The following is a 22,599-nucleotide window of genomic DNA, read 5'->3' on the forward strand; positions in this document are numbered from 1 at the left end:
GCCAGGCCTTCCCGCCGGTTCGGTCGGCCCTGGACTCGGCCGCGCCCGCCCGACCGGCAGGTTCCGGTTCAGGCGCGTCGGCGGCGGACGGAGTGGCGGATCAGGACCAGCGTCTGGACGGCCAGGAGGATCGCGGCCCCCGTTCCCGCCGTGGGGACGGCGTCCGGCGAGGCCCAGGCGCGGCTGCCCAGCTCGGCGATGCCGACCGCGACCAGCGCGACCAGGAAGCGCGGCACGAACTCGGCCTCGGTGCCGTGCAGTACGCCCGAGCCGACGACGAACACGGCCAGCAGCACCGGGATCCAGGGTGCGTCCGGCTCGCGCAGCAGGAGCGCGGCGCCGAACTCCACTGCCAGGACGAGCACGTTGCGGAGCAACATCGACATGAGCACATCATGCCGGGAATAACCGCGTGCGTCCCGGCCGGGTCCGCGTCTAAGATCCACGGCAAGGCGGGGTCGTAGCACAGAGGTAGTGCGCCTACACAGCATGGAGGAGGACGCCGGTTCGAATCCGGCCGCCCCGCCCCGCCCCTCCACTCCACTACTCCACGGCCCGCAGCCAGGACGCCGCGGCCGTCAGGGCCGCCCGCCCGGCCGGCAGCGGCAGGCCCAGGAACCCGTGGAAGACCCCCGGGTACAGGTGGACCGCGCAGTCCACCCCCGCCGCGCCCAGCCGGCGCGCGTACGCCAGCCCCTCGTCCCGCAGCAGGTCGCAGTCGGCCAGCACCAGCAGCGTGCGCGGCAGGCCCGACAGGTCGGGGGCCCGCAGCGGCGAGACGTGCGGATGCGCGGGGTCGCCGCCGTACTGCTCCCAGTAAAAGGCCATGTGCGCCGCGGTGTGGAAGTACCCTTCCCCGTACGGCGACACCGAGGCGGATGCCATCTGGGCGTCCAGCGGCGGATAGACCAGCAGCTGGCCCGCCACCAGCTCGGGCGCCCGCAGCGCCGTCACCGCCGCCAGGTTGCCCCCGCTGGAGTCCCCCGCCACCACCACCCGGCCCGGATCGCAGCCCAGCGCGAGCGCCCGCTCCCTCGCCCACAGCAGTACGGTCAGCGCGTCGTCCGGCGCCGCCGGCCAGGGGTGTTCCGGGGCGAGGCGGTAGCCGGCCGAGACCACCACCGCGCCCGAGCCCGCGGCCAGCGAGCGGCACACCGCGTCATGGGTGTCGAGCCCGCACATCACCCAGCCGCCGCCGTGGAACCAGACCGCCAGGGGGCGGCCCGCCGAGCCCGGCGCCGGGTCGTAGATGCGGACCGGGACACCCGAGGCGTCGCCGTCCCGGACCGAGGCCACCTCCGGGCCCGTCGAGCGGCCGCCCCCGGCCGCCGCCCGCAGGGCCGTCACGTCCCCCGGCCCCGGGAACGCCGCCGCCATCGCCTCGCACAGCGCCCGGGCCGCGGGCGAGAGGGAGTCGCTCATCGCGTCGTCATCCCCCCGTCCACGGCGAACTCCGCGCCCGTCACGTACGAGGACGCGTCCGAGCAGAGGAACAGCACCAGCTCCCCCACCTCCTGCGGCCGCCCCATCCGCCCCAGCGGCACGTGCGACCAGTCCTGCCCGGAGACCGCGGAGATCATCGGCGTGTCGATCGCCCCCGGATGCACCGAGTTGACCCGGATCCGGTCCCCCGCCAGGTCCAGCGCCGCCGACCGGGTCAGCCCGCGCAGCCCGAACTTGCTCGCCCCGTAGGCCGCGTGGCCCGGGATCCCGACCAGCCCGGCCGTCGAGGAGATGTTCACGATCGAGCCGCCCCCGGCCGCCCGCAGCACCGGCGCCACCGCCCGGATCCCCAGGAACGGCCCCAGCAGGTTCACCCGCAGCAGCGCCTCGAACTCCTCGGGCCGCTCCCGCTCCACGTGGGCCGTGCGCCACACCGCGGCGTTGTTGACCAGCGCCGAGACCGTGCCGAAGGCGCGCACGGCCTCCCGTACGACCTCCGCCCAGCCGTCCGCCTCGGCCACGTCGTGCCGTACGTACAGCCCCTGGTCCCCCAGCGAGGACGCGACCGCCCGGCCCTCCTCCTCCCGTACGTCCGTGACGACCACCCGCGCGCCGGCCTCCGCGCACAGCCGGGCCTCCGCCGCGCCCTGCCCGCGTCCGCCGCCCGTGACGACGACGACCTTCCCGTCCAGCGAGATCACCCGCCACACCCCTCCCATATCCCTAATAGGAATACTTCTAGCAGCCATACCCGAAGGGAGGAAGGGTGCCGCGGAGACCGGTCGTAGACTGCGGTGCGTGGCAGACGAGACGAACAAGCACCCGCTCCCGGCGACCAGTTGGGCGGTGCTCGGACTGCTCTCCTTCGGAGAGGAGCTCTCCGGCTACGACCTGAAGAAGTGGTCGGACCGCTCGCTGCGCTTCTTCTACTGGAGCCCCTCCTTCAGCCAGATCTACAGCGAGCTCAAGCGCCTGGAGAAGACCGGCTACGCCTCCTCCCGACTGGTCGCCCAGGAGACCGGCACCCGCGACAAACGCGTGTACCGGATCACCGCCGAGGGCATGGCGGCCGTGCGGGCGTGGGCACGCGAGACCCCGGTCGACCCGCCCGTCCTCAAGCACGGGCCGATGCTGCGGCTGTGGCTGGGCCACCTGCTGGAGCCCGGGCAGATGCGCGAGGTCCTGCTCCGTCACCAGGAGTCCGCGGAGCGGATGCGGCTGGCGGCGGTGGCCGACGGGGAGAGCGCGAAGGACGAGCCCGCCTGGGCCTACCCGGCGCTCACCCTCAAGTGGGCCGAGCGCCACCACGCCTCCGAGCGGGACCTCGCGGCCGCCATGCTCGACGACCTCGCGGGGCCGGAGCCCGGCCACGTCGCCGGGCCTGCGGACGAGCGCGCGTAGCCGCGGGTGCGCCGTGGCCCGCTGCCGTACGCCGGGGTCGCACCGCCGGGGGCTGACGTACCCTCGGGCGCATGACGGGCAGCGCGATCGACCTCCGCAAGATGGAAGCGACCGCTCCGGCGCTCGTGAGCCTCTACAAGAGCGCGGGTGTCTCGCTCCGCAAGCACGGACTGGAGGGCGGGCGCGCCTCGGTCTACCTGGTCCTGGACTACTCGGGGTCGATGCGCCCGTACTACCAGGACGGCACCGTGCAGGCGCTCGCCGACCGGGTGCTGGGCCTGTCCGCGCACCTCGACGACGACGGCCGCGTGCCGGTGGTGTTCTTCTCCACCGACGTCGACGCGGTGGAGGAGATCCCGCTCGCCGGGCACCAGGGCCGGATCGCGGAGATCGCCTCCCGCCTGGGCCACATGGGCAAGACGGCGTACCACGCGGCGATGGACGCGGTGATCGACCACTATCTGGATTCGGGGTCGGCGAAACCCGCTCTGGTCGTCTTCCAGACGGACGGCGGCCCGATCAACAAGACGGCGGCGGAGAGGTACCTGTGCAAGGCGGCCCGGCTCCCGCTGTTCTGGCAGTTCGTCGGCTTCGGCCAGACGCGCAGCACGCAGTTCGACTTCCTGCGCCGGCTGGACGAACTGCCCGTGCCGGCCCGGCGGGTGGTGGACAACGCGGGCTATTTCCACGCGGGGCCGAACCCGCGCGAGGTGCCGGACTCGGTGCTGTTCGACCGGCTGGTCATGGAGTTCCCGTCCTGGCTGGCGTCGGCCCGCGCGGCGGGCATCGTGCGCGCCTGAGCGGCGGCTGTCGGCGCCAGGCGCTTTGATGGACGTATGACGACGACGAACAACTGGGCAGCGTTCGAGAAACAGGAACCGGAATTCGCGGCGGCCGTCCAGGCCCGCTTCGCGCAGTACCCGCACCACGTCCTCGGCACGCTCCGCAGGGACGGCTCCCCGCGGCTGGCCGGGCTGAATGTCGACATCCGCGGCGGGGAGCTGTGGCTCGGCATGATGCCGGGTTCGCTGAAGGCCAAGGACCTGCAGCGCGACCCGCGCTTCGCGCTGCACACCAATCCCGGCGAGGGCGAGACGATGCCGGACGGGGACGTACGGATCTCCGGGCGCGCGATCGAGCTCGTGGACCCGCCGGAGCTGCACCGGTACGCGGAGGAGACGGACACCCCGCACCCGTTCCACCTCTTCCACGCGGACCTGACGGAGGTGGTGCACATCGGCGTCGAGGGCGACGACCTGGTGGTGCGCTCGTGGACCCCGGGGCACGCTCTGCGCACCATCCGCCGGGGCAACGACGACGAGCCGCCGCGCGAGGAGCCTGCTAGCTGAGGAGCAGCGGCTTGGCCTGCACGGGACCGGCGAGAACACCGGGGTCGATGTCGATCCAGCTGCGGTCGATGTTGATCGTCACCCCGTCGTAGGTGTCGTCGTGGTCGCCGCGGTACTGGTGGGCGCGGCGCCGGCCGGCCCACTGGTGCGTACCGGCGGGCAGGCCCACGTCGGCGTCGGAGACCGAGGCCTTGGCGTTCCAGGAGGCGATCCACAGCACGTCGGGCATGGCCCAGGGCGCCTGGTCGTGGTGGGCGCTGAGCGCCTTGGCGCCGGAGCTCCCCGCGACGTAGGCGCCGGCCCGGTAGCCGAGCTCGTGCAGCCGGACCGTCCAGGCGGTGAGGTAGGCGACGACGGGCGGGTCCCAGGTGGTGCGGTCCGTGTAGTTCTCGAGGTCGTTGTAGAGCACCGTTCCGTCGGCCAGACCCAGCGCCCGGGCCGCCTGGACGGCGCCCTCGGCGGCCTCGATGCCCTCCTGGTCGGCCTCGGAGGGGTCGGTGGGCAGGCCGGTGCCGGAGCTGTGCCAGGGCTGCGGGCCGACCCACAGCGGCATCAGGTGCCAGCCCGCCTCGGCCTGCTTGCGGACCCAGCCGGCGGTGAGCTGCGGCTGGGCGCAGGCCCGGGCCCGGCCGCCGATGTAGATGCCGACGGCCCCGAAGGGGGATGCGGCCCGCCAGCCGTCCATGGCCCGCTGGGTCGGGGCGGTGCAGGCGTCGAAGCCGGCTCCGGTGAAGGGCGCCTGGGCGGTGACGGCCTTCGGGCCGGCGACGGCCGACGCCGGTTCGGCCGGGGCGCCGTGGGCCCCCGGGGCGGAGCCGTCCTCGGTACGGGCCCGCGCGAGCAGCTCTCGTACGGCGTCGGGCGCTTCCCCGTACGACAGGGTGGCCATCACCCCCGGCCGGCGCAGGGCGTACCGCACCTCGTGGCTGTCCCCCTCCGCCTCGGGGATCCCGCCGGCCCCCTCGACCCGCAGGGTCGGGATGTCGGCCCGGGCCGGGGCCCCGTCGAGCGGCTCCAGATGCAGGGTGTCGGCCCGGCTCCGCACGGCCCGCCCGCTGCATTCCGCCTGGCTGCCCGCGCGCCCGAGGTACAGGGTCGGCAGATCCAGCCGCAGACAGGCGTCGGGATTCCGCTCGAGGTCGACGACCCGCCATTCCCCGGGGAGGGTGAGCCGCAGCCCGTGGTAATCGACGATCCGCCCGTCGGCGGCGGCGGGCGAGGCGGACAGCACCAGAGCGGCACCGAGCAGCGAGCACAACATCATCTTGGACGGCATGCGCCCCACAGTTACCAGACGACACGCCCGCTCAACTGCACGCAAGTACGGAGCAGATGGCCCATACGGCCGATGCCCCACGTACCCCGACTCCCCCAACCCCGGCTACACATCACCCACACGAGCGACCCATCCCCGGCCCCGTCACGACGACCACCGCCCCGCACCTCCCCGGCCTCGGACGAGCCGAACCGAGGGCTCCCTCCCCGGCGGCCGCATACCGTGGGACGCGCACGGCGAACTGGACGCGCGGGAGGACAGCATGGGCAGCGGCGAGTGGACCAGTACCTCGATGCCGTACCTGGCGCCCCGCACGGCCGGGGAGTCCGACGCGTGGACGAGCGAAGCCCAGGCCCACGGACGCAAGGGCGGGCAGCGAATTCTGCAGGCGGGTGAGCGGGCCGCGTCGGCCGAGGTCGCGGAGATGCTGGGGACGACGGCCGGTGAGACGGTGGTCGTCCGCCGACGCCTCATCGCACTCGACGGGGTTCCGTGCGAGCTGACGGACACCTACTACCCCGCTTCGATCGCCTCCGGCACCCGCCTCGCGGCGACCGGCAAGATCCGCGGCGGCGCGGTCACGTTCCTCGCCGAGCTCGGGTTCGTCGGCGTCAGGGCGGTCGAGATGATCACGGCACGCATGCCGACGGCGAACGAGCTCGACCAGCTGCGCATGGAGCCAGGTGAACCGGTCCTGCAGATCGCCCGCGTCACCTTGGACGGCGAGGACCGTCCGATCCAGGCGGACGTGATGGTCATGCCCGCGGGACGCCAGCAGTTGCGGTACGAGATCAGCCTTGGCTCTTCACATCCTGAATGAAGGCGGTCCAGGCGGTAGCCGGGAAGACGAGCACCGGGCCGCGGTCCGCCAGCTTGCTGTCGCGGACTGGGACGATGCCGGAGAGGTCGTCGGACAACTCGACGCAGCTGGCACCCTCTCCGTTGCTGTACGACGACTTCCGCCAGGACAGGCTGTTCACGTCGTCTGTGCGCATGTCGCGTATTCCTCCGCCACTGACTCGATCATGGTTAGGGACGCCTCCGGCGACAGCGCAGCGGCCCTGGCCAGATCGTATGACTTCCAGTGACGCTGAACCAGGGCCGGATAGTCGAGCAGCTGACCCACGCGGGGCCCCTCCGTGTAGGCCACGTCCGGTGCATCCGCAAACTCCATGATGGTCACCAGTGAACCCAGGGCGCCATGAGCCCCGGCCGAGAACGGCACCACTTGCACAGTGATCCGGTGCGCCCGGACATACGACGCGATGTGCCGCAACTGCGCAGCCATCACGCCGGGCCCCCCGACTGCCGTCCGCAGCACCGCCTCATGCAGAACAACCCACAGCTCGGGGGTGGTCGGATTGTCGAGAAGTCGTGCGCGCTTCATTCGGAACATGACCAGGGAATCCACGTACTCGGCAAGCGCGGTGGGGCTGGCGGCCCAGGTCACGGCCCGAGCGTAGTCCTCCGTTTGAAGCAGCCCAGGTACCAGCGTTGAGGCGTACTCATAAAGGGCCGTTGCCAGACCTTCCAACTCAGCCGCGTTGGCGAAGTACTCGACGTGCTTGGACTTGAACGCCCTGGCCAGGCGAGTGAAGTAGTCCCCGGTGCCGAGCTCCCTGTCGATCAGCTCCGCGATCTCCGGACGCAGTCGCCGCGTGCCGCACTCTATCTGCCCGACGTACGCCCCACTCGTGAAGATCCGCTCGCCCAGCCCCTCCTGGGTCAGCCCGGCCGCTTCCCTGTGCCGCCGCAGCTCCTCGCGGGCGAACTCCTCCGGCGTCTGCGCTCCGCTCAGATCCTTCGACTTGGCCATGAGCCGACTCCCCGCCTCCGCAGTGCCCTTGCTCCGTGAAAAGCGTAGTCCCCACCACACCGACGGTTCAGCGGAACGCATTGATACGACCACAGAACGCCACAGCGCCCGCCATCCCTGGTCGGGGACATGGCGGGCGCGGTGTCAGAGTTCCGCACGTCGTTGTACGGACCGTATGAGGGGTCTCCCCAAGGGGAGGGGTGACGGGGTTACACCATCAGGGAGCGGTCCGTCGGCTTGACCGGGTACGGGAGGGCGCTGCTGCCGGTCAGGTAGCGGTCCACGCCGCGGGCGGCCGAGCGGCCCTCCGCGATCGCCCAGACGATCAGGGACTGGCCGCGGCCGGCGTCGCCGGCCACGAAGACGCCGTCGACGTTGGTCGCGTACGACGCGTCGCGCGCGACGTTGCCGCGCTCGTCCAGCTCCAGGTCGAACTGGGACACCAGGCCGTTGGCCTGGTCCGTGCCGGTGAAGCCCATCGCCAGGGTGACCAGTTGGGCCGGGAGGACCCGCTCGGTGCCCGGCTTCTGCTCCAGGCGGCCGTCCTTGAACTCCACCTCGACCAGGTGCAGGGCCTGGACGTTGCCGTCCTCGTCGCCCTCGAAGTGGGTCGTGGAGACGGAGTAGATCCGCTCGCCGCCCTCCTCGTGCGCCGAGGTGACCTTGTACAGCATCGGGAACGTCGGCCAGGGCTGGCCCGTGGGCCGGTCCTCCGACGGGCGGGGCATGATCTCCAGCTGGGTGACCGAGGCCGCGCCCTGGCGGTGGGCGGTGCCCACGCAGTCCGCGCCGGTGTCGCCGCCGCCGATGACGACCACGTGCTTGCCCTCCGCCGTGATGGGCGGGGTCATGAAGTCGCCTTCCTGGACCTTGTTGGCCAGGGGCAGGTACTCCATCGCGAAGTGGATGCCCTTGAGGTCGCGGCCCAGGACCGGCAGGTCGCGGGAGACCGTGGCGCCGGCCGCGATGACGACCGCGTCGAACCGCTTGCGCAGGTCGGTCGCGGACAGGTCGCGGCCGATCTCGATGCCGGTGCGGAACTTGGTGCCCTCCGCGCGCATCTGCTCGATGCGGCGGTTGATGTGCACCTTCTCCATCTTGAACTCGGGGATGCCGTACCGCAGCAGGCCGCCGATGCGGTCCGCGCGCTCGTACACCACCACGGTGTGGCCGGCCCGGGTCAGCTGCTGGGCGGCGGCCAGACCGGCCGGGCCCGAGCCGATGACGGCGGCGGTCTTGCCGGACAGCCGCTCCGGCGGCTGCGGGGTCACGTTGCCGTTGTCCCACGCCTTGTCGATGATCGAGACTTCGACGTTCTTGATCGTGACGGCCGGCTGGTTGATGCCGAGGACGCACGCCGACTCGCACGGAGCGGGGCACAGGCGGCCCGTGAACTCCGGGAAGTTGTTCGTGGCGTGCAGGCGCTCGGAGGCCGCCGACCAGTCCTCGCGGTACGCGAAGTCGTTCCACTCCGGGATGAGGTTGCCGAGCGGGCACCCGTTGTGGCAGAACGGGATGCCGCAGTCCATGCAGCGGCCGGCCTGCTTGCTGATGATCGGGAGCAGCGAGCCGGGGACGTAGACCTCGTTCCAGTCCTGAAGCCGTTCGGCGACGGGACGGGAACAGGCGGTCTCGCGCGGGGTGGTGAGGAAGCCCTTCGGGTCAGCCATTGGTCGCCGCCTCCATCATCTTCTCCGTGGTCTCGGACTCCGAGAGTCCGGCCCGCTCAGCGGCGTCCTTGGCGGCGAGCACTGCCTTGTACGTGGTCGGGATGATCTTGCTGAAGCGGTCCGCCGAGACGGACCAGTCAGCCAGGAGCTTCGCGGCCACGGTCGAGCCGGTCTCCTCCTCGTGGCGGCGCACCACATCGTGCAGCCACTGCTTGTCGGCGTCGGAGAGGGCTTCGACGGCGCCCGTGTTGCCGACGTTGACGTTGTTGATGTCGAGGTCGACGACGTACGCGACGCCGCCCGACATGCCGGCCGCGAAGTTGCGGCCCGTCTCGCCCAGGACGACCGCCTGGCCACCGGTCATGTACTCGCAGCCGTGGTCGCCCACGCCCTCCGAGACGACCAGGGCGCCGGAGTTGCGGACGCAGAAGCGCTCGCCGGTGCGGCCGCGAAGGAACATCTCGCCGCCGGTGGCGCCGTAGCCGATGGTGTTGCCGGCGATGGTCGAGTACTCGGCGAGGTGGTCGGCGCCGCGGTCCGGGCGGACCACGACCCGGCCGCCCGACAGGCCCTTGCCGACGTAGTCGTTGGCGTCGCCCTCCAGGCGGAGGGTGATGCCCTTCGGCAGGAAGGCGCCGAAGGACTGGCCGGCCGAGCCGGTGAAGGTCAGGTCGATGGTGTTGTCGGGCAGGCCCGCACCGCCGAACTTCTTGGTGACCTGGTGGCCGAGCATGGTGCCGACGGTCCGGTTGATGTTCCGGATCGCGATCTGGGCGCGGACCGGCTGGGCCGCCTCGGCGGACTCGGCGTTCAGCGCGTCGGCCGCGAGCTCGATCAGCTCGTTGTCGAGGGCCTTCTCCAGGCCGTGGTCCTGCTCGATCAGGGCGTGGCGGACCGCGCCCTCGGGCAGCGCCGGCACGTGGAAGAGGGGCTCGAGGTCGAGGCCCTGCGCCTTCCAGTGCGTGACGGCCTTGCTGGTGTCGAGGAGCTCGGCGTGGCCGACGGCCTCCTCGATCGTACGGAAGCCCAGCTCGGCGAGGATCTCGCGGACCTCCTCCGCGATGAACTCGAAGAAGTTCACGACGAACTCGGGCTTGCCGGAGAACCGGTCGCGCAGGACCGGGTTCTGCGTGGCGATGCCGACCGGGCAGGTGTCCAGGTGGCAGACCCGCATCATGACGCAGCCGGAGACGACGAGCGGAGCGGTCGCGAAACCGAACTCCTCGGCGCCGAGCAGCGCGGCGATGACGACGTCGCGGCCGGTCTTGAGCTGGCCGTCCGTCTGGACCACGATGCGGTCGCGCAGCCCGTTGAGCAGCAGCGTCTGCTGGGTCTCGGCGAGGCCGAGCTCCCAGGGGCCGCCCGCGTGCTTGAGCGAGGTGAGCGGGGAGGCGCCCGTACCGCCGTCGTGGCCGGAGATGAGGACGACGTCCGCGTGGGCCTTGGAGACGCCCGCGGCGACCGTACCCACGCCGACCTCGGAGACCAGCTTCACGTGGATGCGGGCGGCCGGGTTGGCGTTCTTGAGGTCGTGGATCAGCTGAGCCAGGTCCTCGATGGAGTAGATGTCGTGGTGCGGCGGCGGGGAGATGAGGCCGACACCCGGGGTGGAGTGCCGGGTCTTGGCGACCCACGGGTAGACCTTGTGGCCGGGCAGCTGGCCGCCCTCGCCGGGCTTGGCGCCCTGCGCCATCTTGATCTGGATGTCGTCCGCGTTGACCAGGTACTCGGAGGTCACACCGAAGCGGCCGGAGGCGACCTGCTTGATGCTGGAGCGGCGCGCCGGGTCGTACAGGCGGTCCGGGTCCTCGCCGCCCTCACCGGTGTTGGACTTGCCGCCCAGCTGGTTCATGGCGATGGCGAGGGTCTCGTGCGCCTCGCGCGAGATGGAGCCGTACGACATGGCGCCGGTGGAGAAGCGCTTGACGATGTCGGCGACCGACTCGACCTCGTCGATGGAGATCGAGGGCCGGTCCTCCGTCTTGAAGCCGAAGAGCCCGCGGAGCGTCATGAGGCGCTCGGACTGCTCGTTCACCCGGTCCGTGTACTTCTTGAAGATGTCGTACCGGCGGTTGCGGGTGGCGTGCTGGAGGCGGAAGACCGTCTCCGGGTCGAACAGGTGCGGCTCGCCCTCGCGGCGCCACTGGTACTCGCCGCCGATCTCCAGCGCGCGGTGCGTGGCCGCGATGCCGGAGACCGGGTACGCCTTGGCATGGCGGGCGGCCACCTCCTTGGCGATGACGTCCAGGCCGGCGCCGCCGATCTTGGTGGCGGTGCCCTGGAAGTACGCGCCGACGAACTCCTCGTTCAGGCCGACGGCCTCGAAGACCTGGGCGCCGCGGTAGGAGGCGACGGTGGAGATGCCCATCTTGGACATGACCTTCAGGACGCCCTTGCCGAGCGCGTAGATCAGGTTCTTGATGGCCTGCTCCGGCTCCAGGCCGGACAGGAACGTACCGGCGCGCAGCAGGTCCTCGACGGACTCCATGGCGAGGTACGGGTTCACGGCGGCGGCGCCGTAGCCGATGAGCAGCGCGACGTGGTGGACCTCGCGGACGTCGCCGGCCTCGACCAGCAGGCCCACCTGGGTGCGCTGCTTGGTGGCGATGAGGTGGTGGTGCACGGCGGAGGTGAGCAGCAGCGACGGGATCGGTGCGTGCTCGGCGTCCGAGTGGCGGTCCGAGAGGACGATCAGGTGGGCGCCGTTCGCGATGGCCGCGTCGACCTCGCCGCGGATCTCCTCGAGGCGGGCGGCCAGTGCCTCGCCGCCGCCGGAGACCCGGTAGAGGCCCGAGAGGGTGGCGGCCTTCATGCCCGGCATGTCGCCGTCGGCGTTGACGTGGATGAGCTTGGCCAGCTCGTCGTTGTCGATCACCGGGAAGGGCAGGGTGACGCTGCGGCAGGACGCGGCGGTCGGCTCCAGCAGGTTGCCCTGCGGGCCCAGCGAGGACAGCAGCGAGGTGACGAGCTCCTCGCGGATGGCGTCCAGCGGCGGGTTGGTGACCTGCGCGAAGAGCTGCGTGAAGTAGTCGAAGAGCAGTCGGGGGCGCTCGGACAGGGCCGCGATCGGGGAGTCCGTGCCCATGGAGCCGAGCGGCTCGCCGCCGGTGCGGGCCATCGGCGCGAGGATGACGCGCAGCTCTTCCTCGGTGTAGCCGAAGGTCTGCTGGCGGCGGGTGACCGAGGCGTGGGTGTGCACGATGTGCTCGCGCTCGGGCAGGTCCGTCAGCTCGATCTCGCCGGTCTCGAGCCATTCGGCGTACGGGGCGGCGCCGGCCAGCTCGGCCTTGATCTCGTCGTCCTCGATGATCCGCTTCTGGGCGGTGTCGACGAGGAACATCTTGCCGGGCTGCAGGCGGCCCTTGCGGACCACCTTGGCCGGGTCGATGTCGAGCACGCCGACCTCGGAGCCGAGGACGACGAGGCCGTCGTCGGTGACCCAGTAGCGGCCCGGGCGCAGACCGTTGCGGTCGAGGACGGCGCCGACCTGGGTGCCGTCGGTGAAGGTGACGCAGGCCGGGCCGTCCCAGGGCTCCATCAGCGTGGAGTGGTACTGGTAGAACGCGCGGCGGGCCGGGTCCATGGAGGTGTGGTTCTCCCACGCCTCCGGGATCATCATCAGCACGCTGTGCGGCAGCGAGCGGCCGCCGAGGTGGAGCAGCTCGAGGACCTCGTCGAAGGAGGCCGAGTCGGAGGCGTCCGGGGTGCAGATCGGGAAGATCCGCTCCAGCGCGCCGTCGCCGAAGACGTCCGAGGCCAGCTGGGACTCGCGGGCCTTCATCCAGTTCCGGTTGCCCTTGACCGTGTTGATCTCGCCGTTGTGCGCGACGAAGCGGTACGGGTGGGCCAGCGGCCAGGACGGGAAGGTGTTGGTCGAGAACCGCGAGTGGACCAGCGCCAGCGTGGAGGCGAAGCGGCGGTCGGAGAGGTCCGGGAAGAAGGGCTCGAGCTGGCCGGTGGTCAGCATGCCCTTGTAGACGATGGTGCGGGCGGAGAGCGACGGGAAGTAGACCCCGGCCTCACGCTCGGCGCGCTTGCGCAGCACGAAGGCCTTGCGGTCCAGCTCGATGCCGCTGGAACCGTTGGACACGAACAGCTGCGAGAAGGCCGGCATGGTGGCGCGGGCGCCGTTGCCGAGCAGGTCCGGGGTGACCGGGACCTCGCGCCAGCCGAGGACCGTCAGGTTCTCCTCGGCGGCGATGGCCTCGATCTGCTCCACGGCGACGGCCCGTGCGGTGCCGTCGGCGGGGAGGAAGGCGATGCCGACGGCGTACGCGCCGGCCTCGGGGAGCTCGAATCCGGCCACCTCGCGCAGGAACGCGTCCGGGACCTGGGACAGGATTCCGGCGCCGTCGCCCGAGTCCGGCTCGGATCCGGTGGCACCACGGTGCTCGAGGTTCCGCAATACGGTCAGCGCCTGCTCGACCAGCGTGTGGCTGGCCTCGCCGCTGAGGTTGGCCACAAAGCCGACGCCGCAGGCGTCGTGCTCGTTGCGCGGGTCGTACATGCCCTGCTGGGCGGGGCGACCGTCCATGGGCGACCAGGCGGTGGTGCTGAGGCCGGTCGCGGAGTGCGTGGATGCGGAACGCATCGGCTCTCCCGTCGTCGTCGTGGCAAAGGTGCGTGCCGAGGGACGACGTTGGCCCTCTGCGAAATTTCGTGCAGGTTACATGATGACGGCAATCCCGAGAAGCGGATATGGCGTTTCACCATGCGGACACTGCACGCAGCAGAAAGTGCAGATCTGGAGACGTTCGCAGCAGGCGGGCATCATTGCCCTGCACGCGGCGCCCTGGTCTGATGCCCGGCGGACACGGAACCGAAACCGCCGGGTAATGGACTACTTATGTCACGGGCTGCATAGTGTCTCACTACTTGCGCGGTCAGCCTACGGCTCCGCCGATCCAGGTTCCCAGGACGTACGTCACACCCGCGGCCGCGCCGCCCAGCAGCAGCTGCCGCAGACCGCTGTACCACCAGCTCCGCGCGGTGACCCGGGAGACCACCGCGCCGCAGACGAAGAGCCCGGCCAGCGCGAGCAGCACCGCGGGCCACAGCGAGGTGGCACCGAGCAGGTACGGCAGTACGGGCAGCAGCGCGCCCAGCGCGAAGGAGCCGAAGGAGGAGACCGCGGCGACCATCGGCGACGGCAGGTCGTCGGGGTCGATGCCGAGCTCCTCGCGGGCGTGGATCTCCAGCGCCTGGTCGGGGTCGCGGGACAGCTGCATCGCGACCTCGCGGGCGAGCGCCGGCTCGACGCCGCGCGATACGTACAGCTCGGCCAGCTCCTCCATCTCGTCGACGGGGTGCTTGCGCAGCTGCTGGCGCTCTATGTCGAGTTCGGCGAGGACCAGCTCGCGCTGCGAGGCGACGGAGGTGTACTCGCCGGCCGCCATCGAGAAGGCTCCGGCCGCGAGGCCCGCCAGCCCTGTGATCACGACGGTCTGCGGGGCGAGGGCGCCGCCGGCCACGCCGGTCATCAGCGCGAGGTTGGAGACGAGTCCGTCCATGGCACCGAACACGGCCGGCCGCAGCCATCCGCCGTTGACGTCACGGTGGGTGTGGTTGTCACGGTGTGCGGTGTGCAGCGGTGCTTCGATGTCGATGATGGACATGCCCGACGTCTCCCCTTTTGTATGAGCGGGTACGCGGAACCACGCCCTGCGCGACGCGCAGGCGCCCACTCCCCCTGAACACCTCGAAACTACGCACGATTTATGCCGCCCGCCAGCAAGGAAGGCCGTACTTACCTGGGGTTTCGCGGGTCGGCGACCGGGTGACGGGGGTCTGGGCGGGGTGTTTCGCGGCGAGTGACAAACCACATGTCATGGCACAAATCCCCCAAGGGCTCATGATGAGCCCCATCCAAGTGGGAGAGGCGCCGCCATGGAGCTGATGAAGCAGATTGCATGCAATCCGCAGGTCCTCCTCGAACGGGCCAGGGGCGCTCTTCTGGGCCTCGCGGCGGGTGACGCGCTCGGGGCCCCCGCCGAGAACATGAAGCCCTCGGAGATCCGGGCGAGATGGGGCCGCATCGAGGGCTTCGTGTCGGAGGACCCGGCGGGCACCGACGACACCGAGTACGCGATCTTCTCGGGGCTGCTGCTGGCCCGCCACGGGTCGGCGCTGACCGTCTCCCACGTCGAGCGGGCCTGGCACCACTGGATCGCCGACCTCGACGAGGGGCCGTTCCGCGGGGCGGGCTTCAGCGAGCGCGGCACCCTGGAGAACCTGCGCCGGGGACTCGCGGCCCCCATCTCCGCGCAGCACCGCCACGCCTGGTCGGACGGCCTGGCGATGCGGGCGGCGCCCTTCGGGGTGTTCGCGGCGGGCCGCCCGGCGGAGGCCGCCCGGCTGGTCGCGATCGACGGCTCGGTCAGCCACGACGGCGAGGGCATCTACGGCGGCCAGGCAGTGGCGGCCGGCGTCGCCGCGGCGATGGCGGGCGGTTCGCCCGCCTCCGTCATCTCGGCGGCCCTCTCGGTCATCCCCTCCGACTCCTGGACGGCCCGTTCGCTGCGCCGGGCCGTCACGGCGGCCCCGCGCGGGGAACGGGCGGTGCGCTCCGCGGTGGTGATCGGCGGCTACCCGTGGACGGACCTGGCGCCGGAGGCGGTGGGCCTCGCGTTCGGTGCCTTCGCGGCATGCGGCGGCGACTTCCCGTCGTCGGTCCTGACGGCGGTGAACATGGGCCGCGACGCGGACACCACGGCCGCGGTGGCGGGCGCCCTCGCCGGCGCCCTGTCGGGCGTCGCCGCCGTCCCGGCCGACTGGGCGGCGGCGATCGGCCCGGTCCGGGGCAGCTGCCTCCCCTCGATGCGGGGCTACCACGTCCTGGACATCGCGGACCTGCTCACCCCGGAATCCGAGACCCCCCGATGACGCCCCCCTCAGGGCTCCGGCGGATCGAGGGGCTGCTGCTCGGCCTCGCCTCGGGCGATGCCGCCGGGTGGCCCGCCGCCCGGCACCGGGCCAGCCGCATGCCCGAGTGGACCCGCCGCCTCACCCGCGAGCTGGACACCTTCGCCGAGCAGAACCAGACCACGACCCTCCCCGTGCCCATCGCCCTCAACCAGCCCCCGGAGCCGCTGCGCCTGGGCCCCTCCGACGACGCCGAATGGGCCGCGTTCGCCGCCGAATCCGTGCTCACCGCGGCCGGCGTGCTGCTCAGCGACCTCAGCCGGTCCCGCCGGATGCGGGCCGCCATCGACCTCGCCTGGAACGCCCTGGCCAGCGAGATCGCCGCGGCGGCCGAACGCGCCCCCGAGGTGGAGTCGGCCGTGCTCCCGCTGCGCGCCCGCATCTCCGTCCGCGCCGGCCTCGGCAACCTCGCCGCCGGCCTGCGCCCGCCCGCCACCGGCCACGACAACCCGCACTACTTCGACGACGCCGCCTGCATCCGCGCCTGCGTCCTCGCCGTCGTCCACCCCGGGGACCCGGCGGCGGCCGCGGACCTCGCCGAGTTCGACGCCCGCTACACCCAGGACGGCGACGGGGTCCACGGCGCCCGCGCCATGGCCGCCGCCATCGCGACCGCCCTCGCCGGCGCCGACACCGACACCGCCGTCGACGCCGCCCTCGGCCAGCTCCCCGAGGCCACCGAGATCGGCCGCAACGCCCGGCACGCCGTCAAGCTCGCCCGTACCCACAACGACGGGGGCGGCGCCTTCGCCATCGTCCCCACCCTCGAGCACGAGATCGTCGACCACGTCTACAGCTACGGCATCGCCGCCGCCGAGACCGTCCCCGTGGCCCTCGCCCTCGCCACCGCCGCCCGCGGCCGGGCCGCCGAGGCCGTCCCGGCCGCGGCCTGCCTCTCCCGCGTCGCGGACTCCGCCCCCGCCCTCGCCGGCGCGCTCACCGGCGCCCTCGGCGGCGGTGACTCGATCCCCAGCGCCTGGCGCGAGGCCTGCCGCACCCTGTCCGGCTGCGCCCTCCCCCGCCTCGCCGGAACCGATCTGGTCGAACTCGCCGCGCTCCTGGCTCGTACGGAACTCACCTCACCCAAGGGATGATTCGGACATGACGCTCACTCTCGAAGACCGGGCGGCGGGCTGCCTCGTCGGAGCCGCCGTCGGCGACGCGCTCGGCGGTCCGGTGGAGGGCTGGTCCCCGGACCGGATCGTGGAACGGCACGGCGGCCGCGTGCACGGCATCGTCGGCCCGTGGCACGAGGACTGGCGCACGGCCCGCCCCATCGCGCCCTACCACAAGGGAGACGGCCACGTCACCGACGACACCCTCATGACCCATGCGCTGGTACGGGTCTACGAGGCCGTACGGGACCACCTCGACGCGTACGCGATCGCCGACCACCTGGTCCCGGACCTGATGACCAACCCGCGCTGGATCCCCGAACTCGAGGCCGAGGCCCTGCCGCTCCAGCGGATCTTCCTGGCCGAGAAGTGGATCGTGACCCGGCTGCACTACGCCCACGCGGACCCGCGCGAGGCGGGCAACGGCAACATCGTCAACTGCGGTGCGGCGATGTACATGGCGCCGGTCGGCATCGTCAACGCCGGCAATCCGGCGGGCGCGTACGCGGAGGCGCTGGACGTCGCCGGCGCACACCAGTCCTCGTACGGGCGCGAGGCGGCGGGCGTCTTCGCGGCGGCGGTCGCGGCGGCGTGCGTGCCGGGCGCGACGGCGTCCTCGGTGGTGGACACGGCCCTGGCGCTGGCCAAGGACGGCACCCGTGAGGCGATCGCGGCGGTGTGCGAAGTGGCGGGCCGCCACCGGGACTTCGAGTCGGCCCTGGCCCCCCTGCGGGCGGCCGTCGCCCCGTACGACTCGGTCGGCCCGGACTACCGCTCCCCCTCGCTCGGCGCCCGCCGCCCGTCCCGCCTCCACTCGATCGAGGAGCTCCCGATCGCGCTCGGCATGCTGATCGTCGCCGGCGGTTCGTACGAGGGCTCGGTGCTCGGAGCCGTCAACTACGGCCGGGACTGCGATTCCATCGCCACGATGGCGGGGGCGATCGCCGGAGCCCTGTCCGGCGTCTCGGCGGTCCCGCCGGCCTGGGCCAAACAGGTCGCCGAGGCCAGCCGCCTCGACCTGCACGCCCCGGCGTCGGCACTGGCCGCGGTGACCCGCGAGGTCTTCGCCCTGGACCACGCCCGCCGCCGCGCCCACGAGTCGGCCTTCACCTCGATCGCCGCCCCGCAGTGACCGCCACCCCGCCCTGCGGTTCCCCTGCCCTCGCGGCCGCGGCGCTGCGGCTCAGCTGGGTGCAGCCGGAGGACCTGGTCGGGCACGAGCTGCGGCAGGCCGCCGAGGACGGGCGGGACGCGGAGCCCCTGCTGCGCGCCTGGCTCGCGGCCGGCGGCCACCCGGCGCCCGGCCGGGCCGGCGCCTCCGCCGCCCCGGCCGCGCCGGAGCTCCGCGCCCTGGCGTCCCGGCTCCTGACCGAACTCGAAGGCCTCCCCTCCCCGTCGGCGCGGGACGAGCCGACCGCCTGGCCGGACATCGCCGCGACGTGGACCGCGACGCCGCTCGCCCCCGGCCACCGGGTCGGCCCCGGGCTGCGGGAGCGGCTCGAGCGGGCCTGGGTGGGGCGGGCCGTGGGGTGCGTGCTCGGCAAGCCCGTGGAGAAGCTCCCGCTCGAGGGGATCCGGGCGCTGGCCCGGGCCGCCGGGAACTGGCCCCTGGACGACTGGTTCACCGAACACGGCGTCCCCGCGGAGCTGCTGGCCGCCCACCCCTGGAACCGGCGCTCCGCCGCCACCTCCCTCGCCGAGAACATCGACGGCGCCCCCGAGGACGACGACCTCAACTACCCGCTCCTGAACCTGATCCTGCTGCGCCGGTACGGCAAGGGCTTCACCACCGCCGACGTCGCCCGGCTCTGGCTCGACGAGCTCCCCGCCGGCCGGACCTTCACCGCCGAACGCCTCGCGTACCGGAACCTGCTGCTCGGCCTGGAGCCCCCGGCCACCGCCACCCGCCACAACCCGTTCCGCGAATGGATCGGCGCCCTCATCCGGGCCGACGTCCACGGCTGGACCAACCCCGGCGACCCGGCCGCCGCCGCGGCCCAGGCGTACCGGGACGCCGCCCTCACCCACACCGGCAACGGCATCTACGCCGCCCTGTTCACCGCCGCCGCCATCGCCGAGGCGGCCGGCGGCCGGGCCGACGTCCACACCGCGCTCCGGGCCGGACTGGCCGTCGTACCGCCCCGCTCACGCCTCGCCGAGGCCGTCCGCCACGCCGTCGACACGGCCGCCCGGCACGCCGACGCCGGCTTCGACCGCGTCGTGGACCACCTGCACGCCCGGTACGGGCACTACCACTGGGTCCATGCCGTCCCCAACACCGCCCTGATCGCCGCCGCCCTCACCCATGCCGACGGGGACTTCACCCGCTCCGTCTGCCGTGCCGTGTCCGGCGGCTGGGACACCGACTCCAACGGCGCCACCGCCGGCTCCCTCGCCGCACTCGTCGACCCGAACGGCGTCCCGCACCGCTGGTCCGCCCCCCTCAAGAACCGCCTCGCCACCACCGTCCCCGGCTTCGACGGCATCGGCTTCGACACCCTCGCCCACCTCACCGCACAGGAGGCAGCCCGCCCATGACGGCCATCGCCGTGCTCGGCAGTACCAACATGGACCTCGTCGCCTACGTCCCCAAGGCCCCCCGCCTCGGGGAGACCGTCACCGGCCGCGAGTTCCGCACCGTTCCCGGCGGCAAGGGCGCCAACCAGGCCGTCGCCGCCGCCCGCTGCGGCGGGGAGGTGGTGATGATCGGCGCGGTCGGGGCCGACGAGTTCGGCGTACGGCTGCGCTCCGCGCTCGCCGCGGCCGGGGTCGAGACGGCGGCCCTGCGCACCGTCGAGGGCGCCAGCGGCACCGCCCACATCACCGTGGACGACGAGGGCGGCAACAGCATCATCGTCATTCCCGGCGCCAACGCCCACGTCACCGGCCTGGAGGCGGGCGACGACTCCCGTATCGGCGCCGCCGACTCGCTCCTCCTCCAGCTCGAACTCCCGCTGCCCGCCGTCCTCGCCGGCGCGCTCGCCGCCCGCGCCCACGGCGTCCGTACGGTCCTGACCCCGGCCCCGGCCCAGCCGCTGCCCGCGGAACTGCTCGCCGCCACCGACCTGCTGGTCCCCAACGAGCACGAGGCCGCCGCCCTGACCGGCCTCACCGACCCGTACCAGGCCGCCGAGGCCCTGCTCCACGAGGTCCCGGAGGTCGTCATCACCCTCGGCGCAGCAGGTTCCCTGTACGCCGCCCGCGGGCGCGAGCCGCTGACCGTGCCCGCGCCCCGGGTCCGGGCGGTGGACACCACCGCCGCCGGCGACACCTTCGTCGGCGCGCTCGCCGTGGCCCTCGGGGAGCGCCGGCCCGTGCCGCAGGCGCTGCGCTGGGCGTCGGCGGCGGCCGCGCTCTCGGTCCAGCGCCCGGGAGCCCAGGACTCGATGCCGACCCGCGCCGAGACGGACGCCTTCGCCGCGACGGCGCCCGGACCCGAGGCGGGGACCGGCCGCTCCTGCGGAGCCGCCTCATGACCGCCGCCGGGCAGCCCGGGGCCGGCGGCGGGCCCGCCGCCGGGCCGCTGGCCGGGATGCGGGTGCTGGACCTGGCCACGCTCTTCGCCGGGCCGCTCGCCGCCACCCTGCTCGGGGACTTCGGCGCCGACGTCGTCAAGGTCGAGCACCCGCAGCGCCCCGACCCCTCGCGCGGCCACGGCCCCGCCAAGGACGGCGTCGGCCTGTGGTGGAAGCTGCTCGGCCGGAACAAGCGGACGATGACCCTCGACCTGTCCACCCCGGGCGGGCGCGACACCCTGCTGCGGCTGGCCGCCACCGCCGACGTGGTCATCGAGAACTTCCGCCCCGGCACCCTGGAGAAGTGGGGCCTGGGCTGGCCCGAGCTGTCCGCCGCCAATCCGAGGCTGGTCCTGACCCGCGTCACGGCCTTCGGCCAGCAGGGCCCGTACGCCCACCGCCCCGGCTTCGGCACCCTCGCCGAGGCGATGAGCGGCTTCGCCGCGATCACCGGGGAGCCGGACGGCCCGCCGACGCTGCCGCCCTTCGGCCTCGCCGATTCGATCGCCGCGCTGACCACCGCGTACGCGGTGATGACCGCGCTCGCCGGCCGCGACCGCAGCGGCCACGGGCAGGTGGTGGACCTGGCCATCATCGAGCCCATCCTCACCGTGCTGGGCCCGCACCCGCTCTGGTACGACCAGCTCGGCTACGTCCAGCCGCGCACCGGCAACCGTTCCACCAACAACGCCCCCCGCAACACGTACCGCAGTGCGGACGGGCGCTGGCTGGCGGTCTCCACGTCGGCCCAGTCCGTCGCGGAGCGCGTCATGCGGCTCGTCGGCCGGCCCGAGCTGATCGCCGAGCCCTGGTTCGCGAGCGGCTCCGGCCGGGCCGCCCACGCGCCCGAACTCGACGAGGCCGTCGGCGGCTGGATCGGGCGCCACAAGGCCGACGACGTGGTCACCGCCTTCGAGGAGGCCGAGGCCGCCGTCGCCCGGGTCTACGACGTACGGGACGTCATGGCCGATCCGCAGTTCGCGGCCCTGGACACCGTCACCGAGGTCGAGGACCCGGAACTCGGCCCGCTCCGGATGCAGAACGTCCTGTTCCGGCTGTCCGGGACCCCCGGCGCGATCCGCTGGGCGGGCCGCCCGCACGGCGCGGACACCGAAGCCGTACTCACCGAACTCGGCCTGTCCGAGGCCGAGATCAGCGCACTCCGGATGGAGGGGGCCCTGTGATCCTGACCTGGCTCTACGTTCCCGGCGACCGCCCGGAGGTGGTCGCCAAGGCCCTGCACTCCGGGGCCGACGCCGTCATCGTCGACCTCGAGGACGCGGTGTCGGCCTCCCGCAAGGAGTACGCCCGCGCCGCCACCGCGGAACGGCTGGCCGAGCGGCCCGCGGTCCCGGTCTTCGTCCGCGTCAACGCCCTGGACTCCCCCTGGGCCGGCGCCGACCTCACCGCCCTGACCGGGCTGCACGGCCTCTCGGGGCTGCGGCTGCCGAAGATCTCGGCCCCGGAGCAGATCGCGGCGGTCGCCGACCGCACCGGCGGGGTGGCCCTGCACGCCATGCTCGAGTCGGCGCTGGGCGTGGAGCGCGCCTACGAGATCGCCCGCGCGCACCCTGCCCTGCGCGGGCTCTCCCTCGGCGAGGCCGACCTGCGCGCCGATCTGGGCATCAGCGCGGAGGCGGGCCTGGACTGGCCCCGCTCGCGGGTGGTGGTCGCGGCCCGCGCGGCGGGGCTGGCCCCGCCCGCGCAGTCGGTCTTCCCCGACATCCGGGACCTGGAGGCGCTGGCCGTCTCCTGTGCCCGCGGGCGGGCGCTGGGCTTCCTGGGCCGGGCGGCGATCCACCCCCGCCAGCTGCCGGTGATCGAGCGGGCGTACCTGCCCGCGCCGGAGGAGGTCACCGCCGCCGAGGAGATCGTCGCGGCGGCCCGCCGCACCCCCGGCGCAGTGGCTCTGCCCGACGGCCGCTTCGTCGACCCGGCGGTCCTGGCGGGCGCGGAACGGGTCGTCGCGCTCGCCCGCCGGGAATGACGGCCGCGCCCGCGGGCCGCCGGATGGCCGGAGCCTCGCGGCGGAACCGAAAACGGGAGGGGCGCCGCGTGGTGGCGCGGCGCCCCTCCCGTGTGATCCGGATGAC

General features: G+C 73.1%; 20 protein-coding genes and 1 tRNA gene. 12 read left to right on the top strand and 9 right to left on the bottom strand.

Annotation, left to right across the window (positions count from 1 at the left end; translation table 11 throughout):
• Positions 1–68: 68 nt before the first annotated feature.
• Positions 69–386, bottom strand: a complete 318-nt coding sequence (locus ACFYXK_RS01025; protein WP_389409234.1) for a hypothetical protein — start codon at positions 384–386, stop codon at positions 69–71.
• Between the two features lie 66 nt (positions 387–452).
• Between ACFYXK_RS01025 and ACFYXK_RS01030 the strand changes: the two genes are divergently transcribed.
• Positions 453–527 (top strand) — tRNA-Ala (locus ACFYXK_RS01030).
• A 16-nt stretch (positions 528–543) separates the two neighbouring features.
• Here ACFYXK_RS01030 and ACFYXK_RS01035 read toward each other — a convergent pair.
• Positions 544–1,422 (bottom strand): alpha/beta hydrolase, encoded by an 879-nt coding sequence (locus ACFYXK_RS01035; RefSeq protein ID WP_389409235.1) that lies wholly within the window; start codon positions 1,420–1,422, stop codon positions 544–546.
• Positions 1,419–2,162: a glucose 1-dehydrogenase gene (locus ACFYXK_RS01040; protein WP_389409236.1), complete on the bottom strand. Its 744-nt coding sequence runs from the start codon at positions 2,160–2,162 to the stop codon at positions 1,419–1,421. The genes ACFYXK_RS01035 and ACFYXK_RS01040 overlap by 4 nt, the downstream gene beginning before the upstream one ends.
• Before the next feature lie 79 nt (positions 2,163–2,241).
• Here ACFYXK_RS01040 and ACFYXK_RS01045 point away from each other — a divergent pair, with 79 nt between their 5' ends.
• From ACFYXK_RS01045 to ACFYXK_RS01055, 3 genes are all read left to right on the top strand, one after another.
• Positions 2,242–2,844, top strand: a complete 603-nt coding sequence (locus tag ACFYXK_RS01045) for a PadR family transcriptional regulator (protein WP_389409237.1) — start codon at positions 2,242–2,244, stop codon at positions 2,842–2,844.
• A 71-nt stretch (positions 2,845–2,915) separates the two neighbouring features.
• Positions 2,916–3,644 (top strand): VWA domain-containing protein, encoded by a 729-nt coding sequence (locus tag ACFYXK_RS01050; protein ID WP_389409238.1) that lies wholly within the window; start codon positions 2,916–2,918, stop codon positions 3,642–3,644.
• 36 nt (positions 3,645–3,680) lie between these two features.
• Positions 3,681–4,193, top strand: a complete 513-nt coding sequence (locus tag ACFYXK_RS01055) for a pyridoxamine 5'-phosphate oxidase family protein (RefSeq protein WP_389409239.1) — start codon at positions 3,681–3,683, stop codon at positions 4,191–4,193.
• On the opposite strand, the gene ACFYXK_RS01060 is transcribed toward ACFYXK_RS01055, so the two are convergent.
• Positions 4,186–5,469 carry a glycoside hydrolase domain-containing protein gene (locus tag ACFYXK_RS01060; RefSeq protein ID WP_389409240.1) on the bottom strand — a complete coding sequence of 428 codons (1,284 nt, stop codon included), beginning with the start codon at positions 5,467–5,469 and terminating at the stop codon, positions 4,186–4,188. The two genes, ACFYXK_RS01055 and ACFYXK_RS01060, sit on opposite strands and share 8 nt — an antisense overlap.
• 262 nt (positions 5,470–5,731) lie before the next feature.
• On the opposite strand from ACFYXK_RS01060, the gene ACFYXK_RS01065 reads away from it, so the two are divergent.
• Positions 5,732–6,289, top strand: a complete 558-nt coding sequence (locus ACFYXK_RS01065; protein WP_389409241.1) for a GntR family transcriptional regulator — start codon at positions 5,732–5,734, stop codon at positions 6,287–6,289.
• On the opposite strand, the gene ACFYXK_RS01070 is transcribed toward ACFYXK_RS01065, so the two are convergent.
• The 5 genes from ACFYXK_RS01070 to ACFYXK_RS01090 all read right to left on the bottom strand — a co-directional run bounded on the left by ACFYXK_RS01070 (position 6,261) and on the right by ACFYXK_RS01090 (position 14,570).
• Complete coding sequence (locus tag ACFYXK_RS01070; RefSeq protein ID WP_389409242.1) at positions 6,261–6,464, bottom strand: DUF397 domain-containing protein; 204 nt, start codon at positions 6,462–6,464, stop codon at positions 6,261–6,263. The two genes, ACFYXK_RS01065 and ACFYXK_RS01070, sit on opposite strands and share 29 nt — an antisense overlap.
• Complete coding sequence (locus ACFYXK_RS01075; protein ID WP_389409243.1) at positions 6,446–7,285, bottom strand: helix-turn-helix domain-containing protein; 840 nt, start codon at positions 7,283–7,285, stop codon at positions 6,446–6,448. The genes ACFYXK_RS01070 and ACFYXK_RS01075 overlap by 19 nt, the downstream gene beginning before the upstream one ends.
• A 209-nt stretch (positions 7,286–7,494) precedes the next feature.
• On the bottom strand, positions 7,495–8,955 hold the full coding sequence (locus ACFYXK_RS01080) for a glutamate synthase subunit beta (protein ID WP_389409244.1): 1,461 nt from the start codon (positions 8,953–8,955) through the stop codon (positions 7,495–7,497).
• Entirely contained in the window at positions 8,948–13,489 is a 4,542-nt protein-coding gene (gene gltB / locus ACFYXK_RS01085; protein WP_389409826.1) for a glutamate synthase large subunit, read from the bottom strand. The genes ACFYXK_RS01080 and gltB overlap by 8 nt, the downstream gene beginning before the upstream one ends.
• Before the next feature lie 349 nt (positions 13,490–13,838).
• Entirely contained in the window at positions 13,839–14,570 is a 732-nt protein-coding gene (locus ACFYXK_RS01090; RefSeq protein ID WP_389409245.1) for a VIT1/CCC1 transporter family protein, read from the bottom strand.
• A 271-nt stretch (positions 14,571–14,841) separates the two neighbouring features.
• Between ACFYXK_RS01090 and ACFYXK_RS01095 the strand changes: the two genes are divergently transcribed.
• Genes ACFYXK_RS01095 through ACFYXK_RS01125 form a run of 7 tightly spaced genes read left to right on the top strand, consistent with a single transcriptional unit; the run spans position 14,842 to position 22,493 of the window.
• Entirely contained in the window at positions 14,842–15,837 is a 996-nt protein-coding gene (locus ACFYXK_RS01095) for an ADP-ribosylglycohydrolase family protein (RefSeq protein ID WP_389409246.1), read from the top strand.
• Positions 15,834–16,970, top strand: a complete 1,137-nt coding sequence (locus ACFYXK_RS01100) for an ADP-ribosylglycohydrolase family protein (protein ID WP_389409247.1) — start codon at positions 15,834–15,836, stop codon at positions 16,968–16,970. Before ACFYXK_RS01095 ends, ACFYXK_RS01100 begins: the two co-directional genes overlap by 4 nt.
• Positions 16,971–16,977: 7 nt before the next feature.
• Positions 16,978–18,123, top strand: a complete 1,146-nt coding sequence (locus tag ACFYXK_RS01105; RefSeq protein ID WP_389409248.1) for an ADP-ribosylglycohydrolase family protein — start codon at positions 16,978–16,980, stop codon at positions 18,121–18,123.
• On the top strand, positions 18,120–19,529 hold the full coding sequence (locus ACFYXK_RS01110; protein WP_389409249.1) for an ADP-ribosylglycohydrolase family protein: 1,410 nt from the start codon (positions 18,120–18,122) through the stop codon (positions 19,527–19,529). Before ACFYXK_RS01105 ends, ACFYXK_RS01110 begins: the two co-directional genes overlap by 4 nt.
• Positions 19,526–20,467 carry a ribokinase gene (rbsK, locus tag ACFYXK_RS01115; protein WP_389409250.1) on the top strand — a complete coding sequence of 314 codons (942 nt, stop codon included), beginning with the start codon at positions 19,526–19,528 and terminating at the stop codon, positions 20,465–20,467. The genes ACFYXK_RS01110 and rbsK overlap by 4 nt, the downstream gene beginning before the upstream one ends.
• Positions 20,464–21,690, top strand: a complete 1,227-nt coding sequence (locus ACFYXK_RS01120) for a CaiB/BaiF CoA transferase family protein (protein WP_389409251.1) — start codon at positions 20,464–20,466, stop codon at positions 21,688–21,690. The genes rbsK and ACFYXK_RS01120 overlap by 4 nt, the downstream gene beginning before the upstream one ends.
• Positions 21,687–22,493, top strand: coding sequence for an HpcH/HpaI aldolase/citrate lyase family protein (locus ACFYXK_RS01125; protein ID WP_389409252.1), 807 nt, complete (start codon positions 21,687–21,689; stop codon positions 22,491–22,493). Before ACFYXK_RS01120 ends, ACFYXK_RS01125 begins: the two co-directional genes overlap by 4 nt.
• Positions 22,494–22,599 lie beyond the last annotated feature (106 nt).

Source organism: Streptomyces sp. NPDC002209, from assembly GCF_042890265.1.
Classification (GTDB): domain Bacteria; phylum Actinomycetota; class Actinomycetes; order Streptomycetales; family Streptomycetaceae; genus Streptomyces.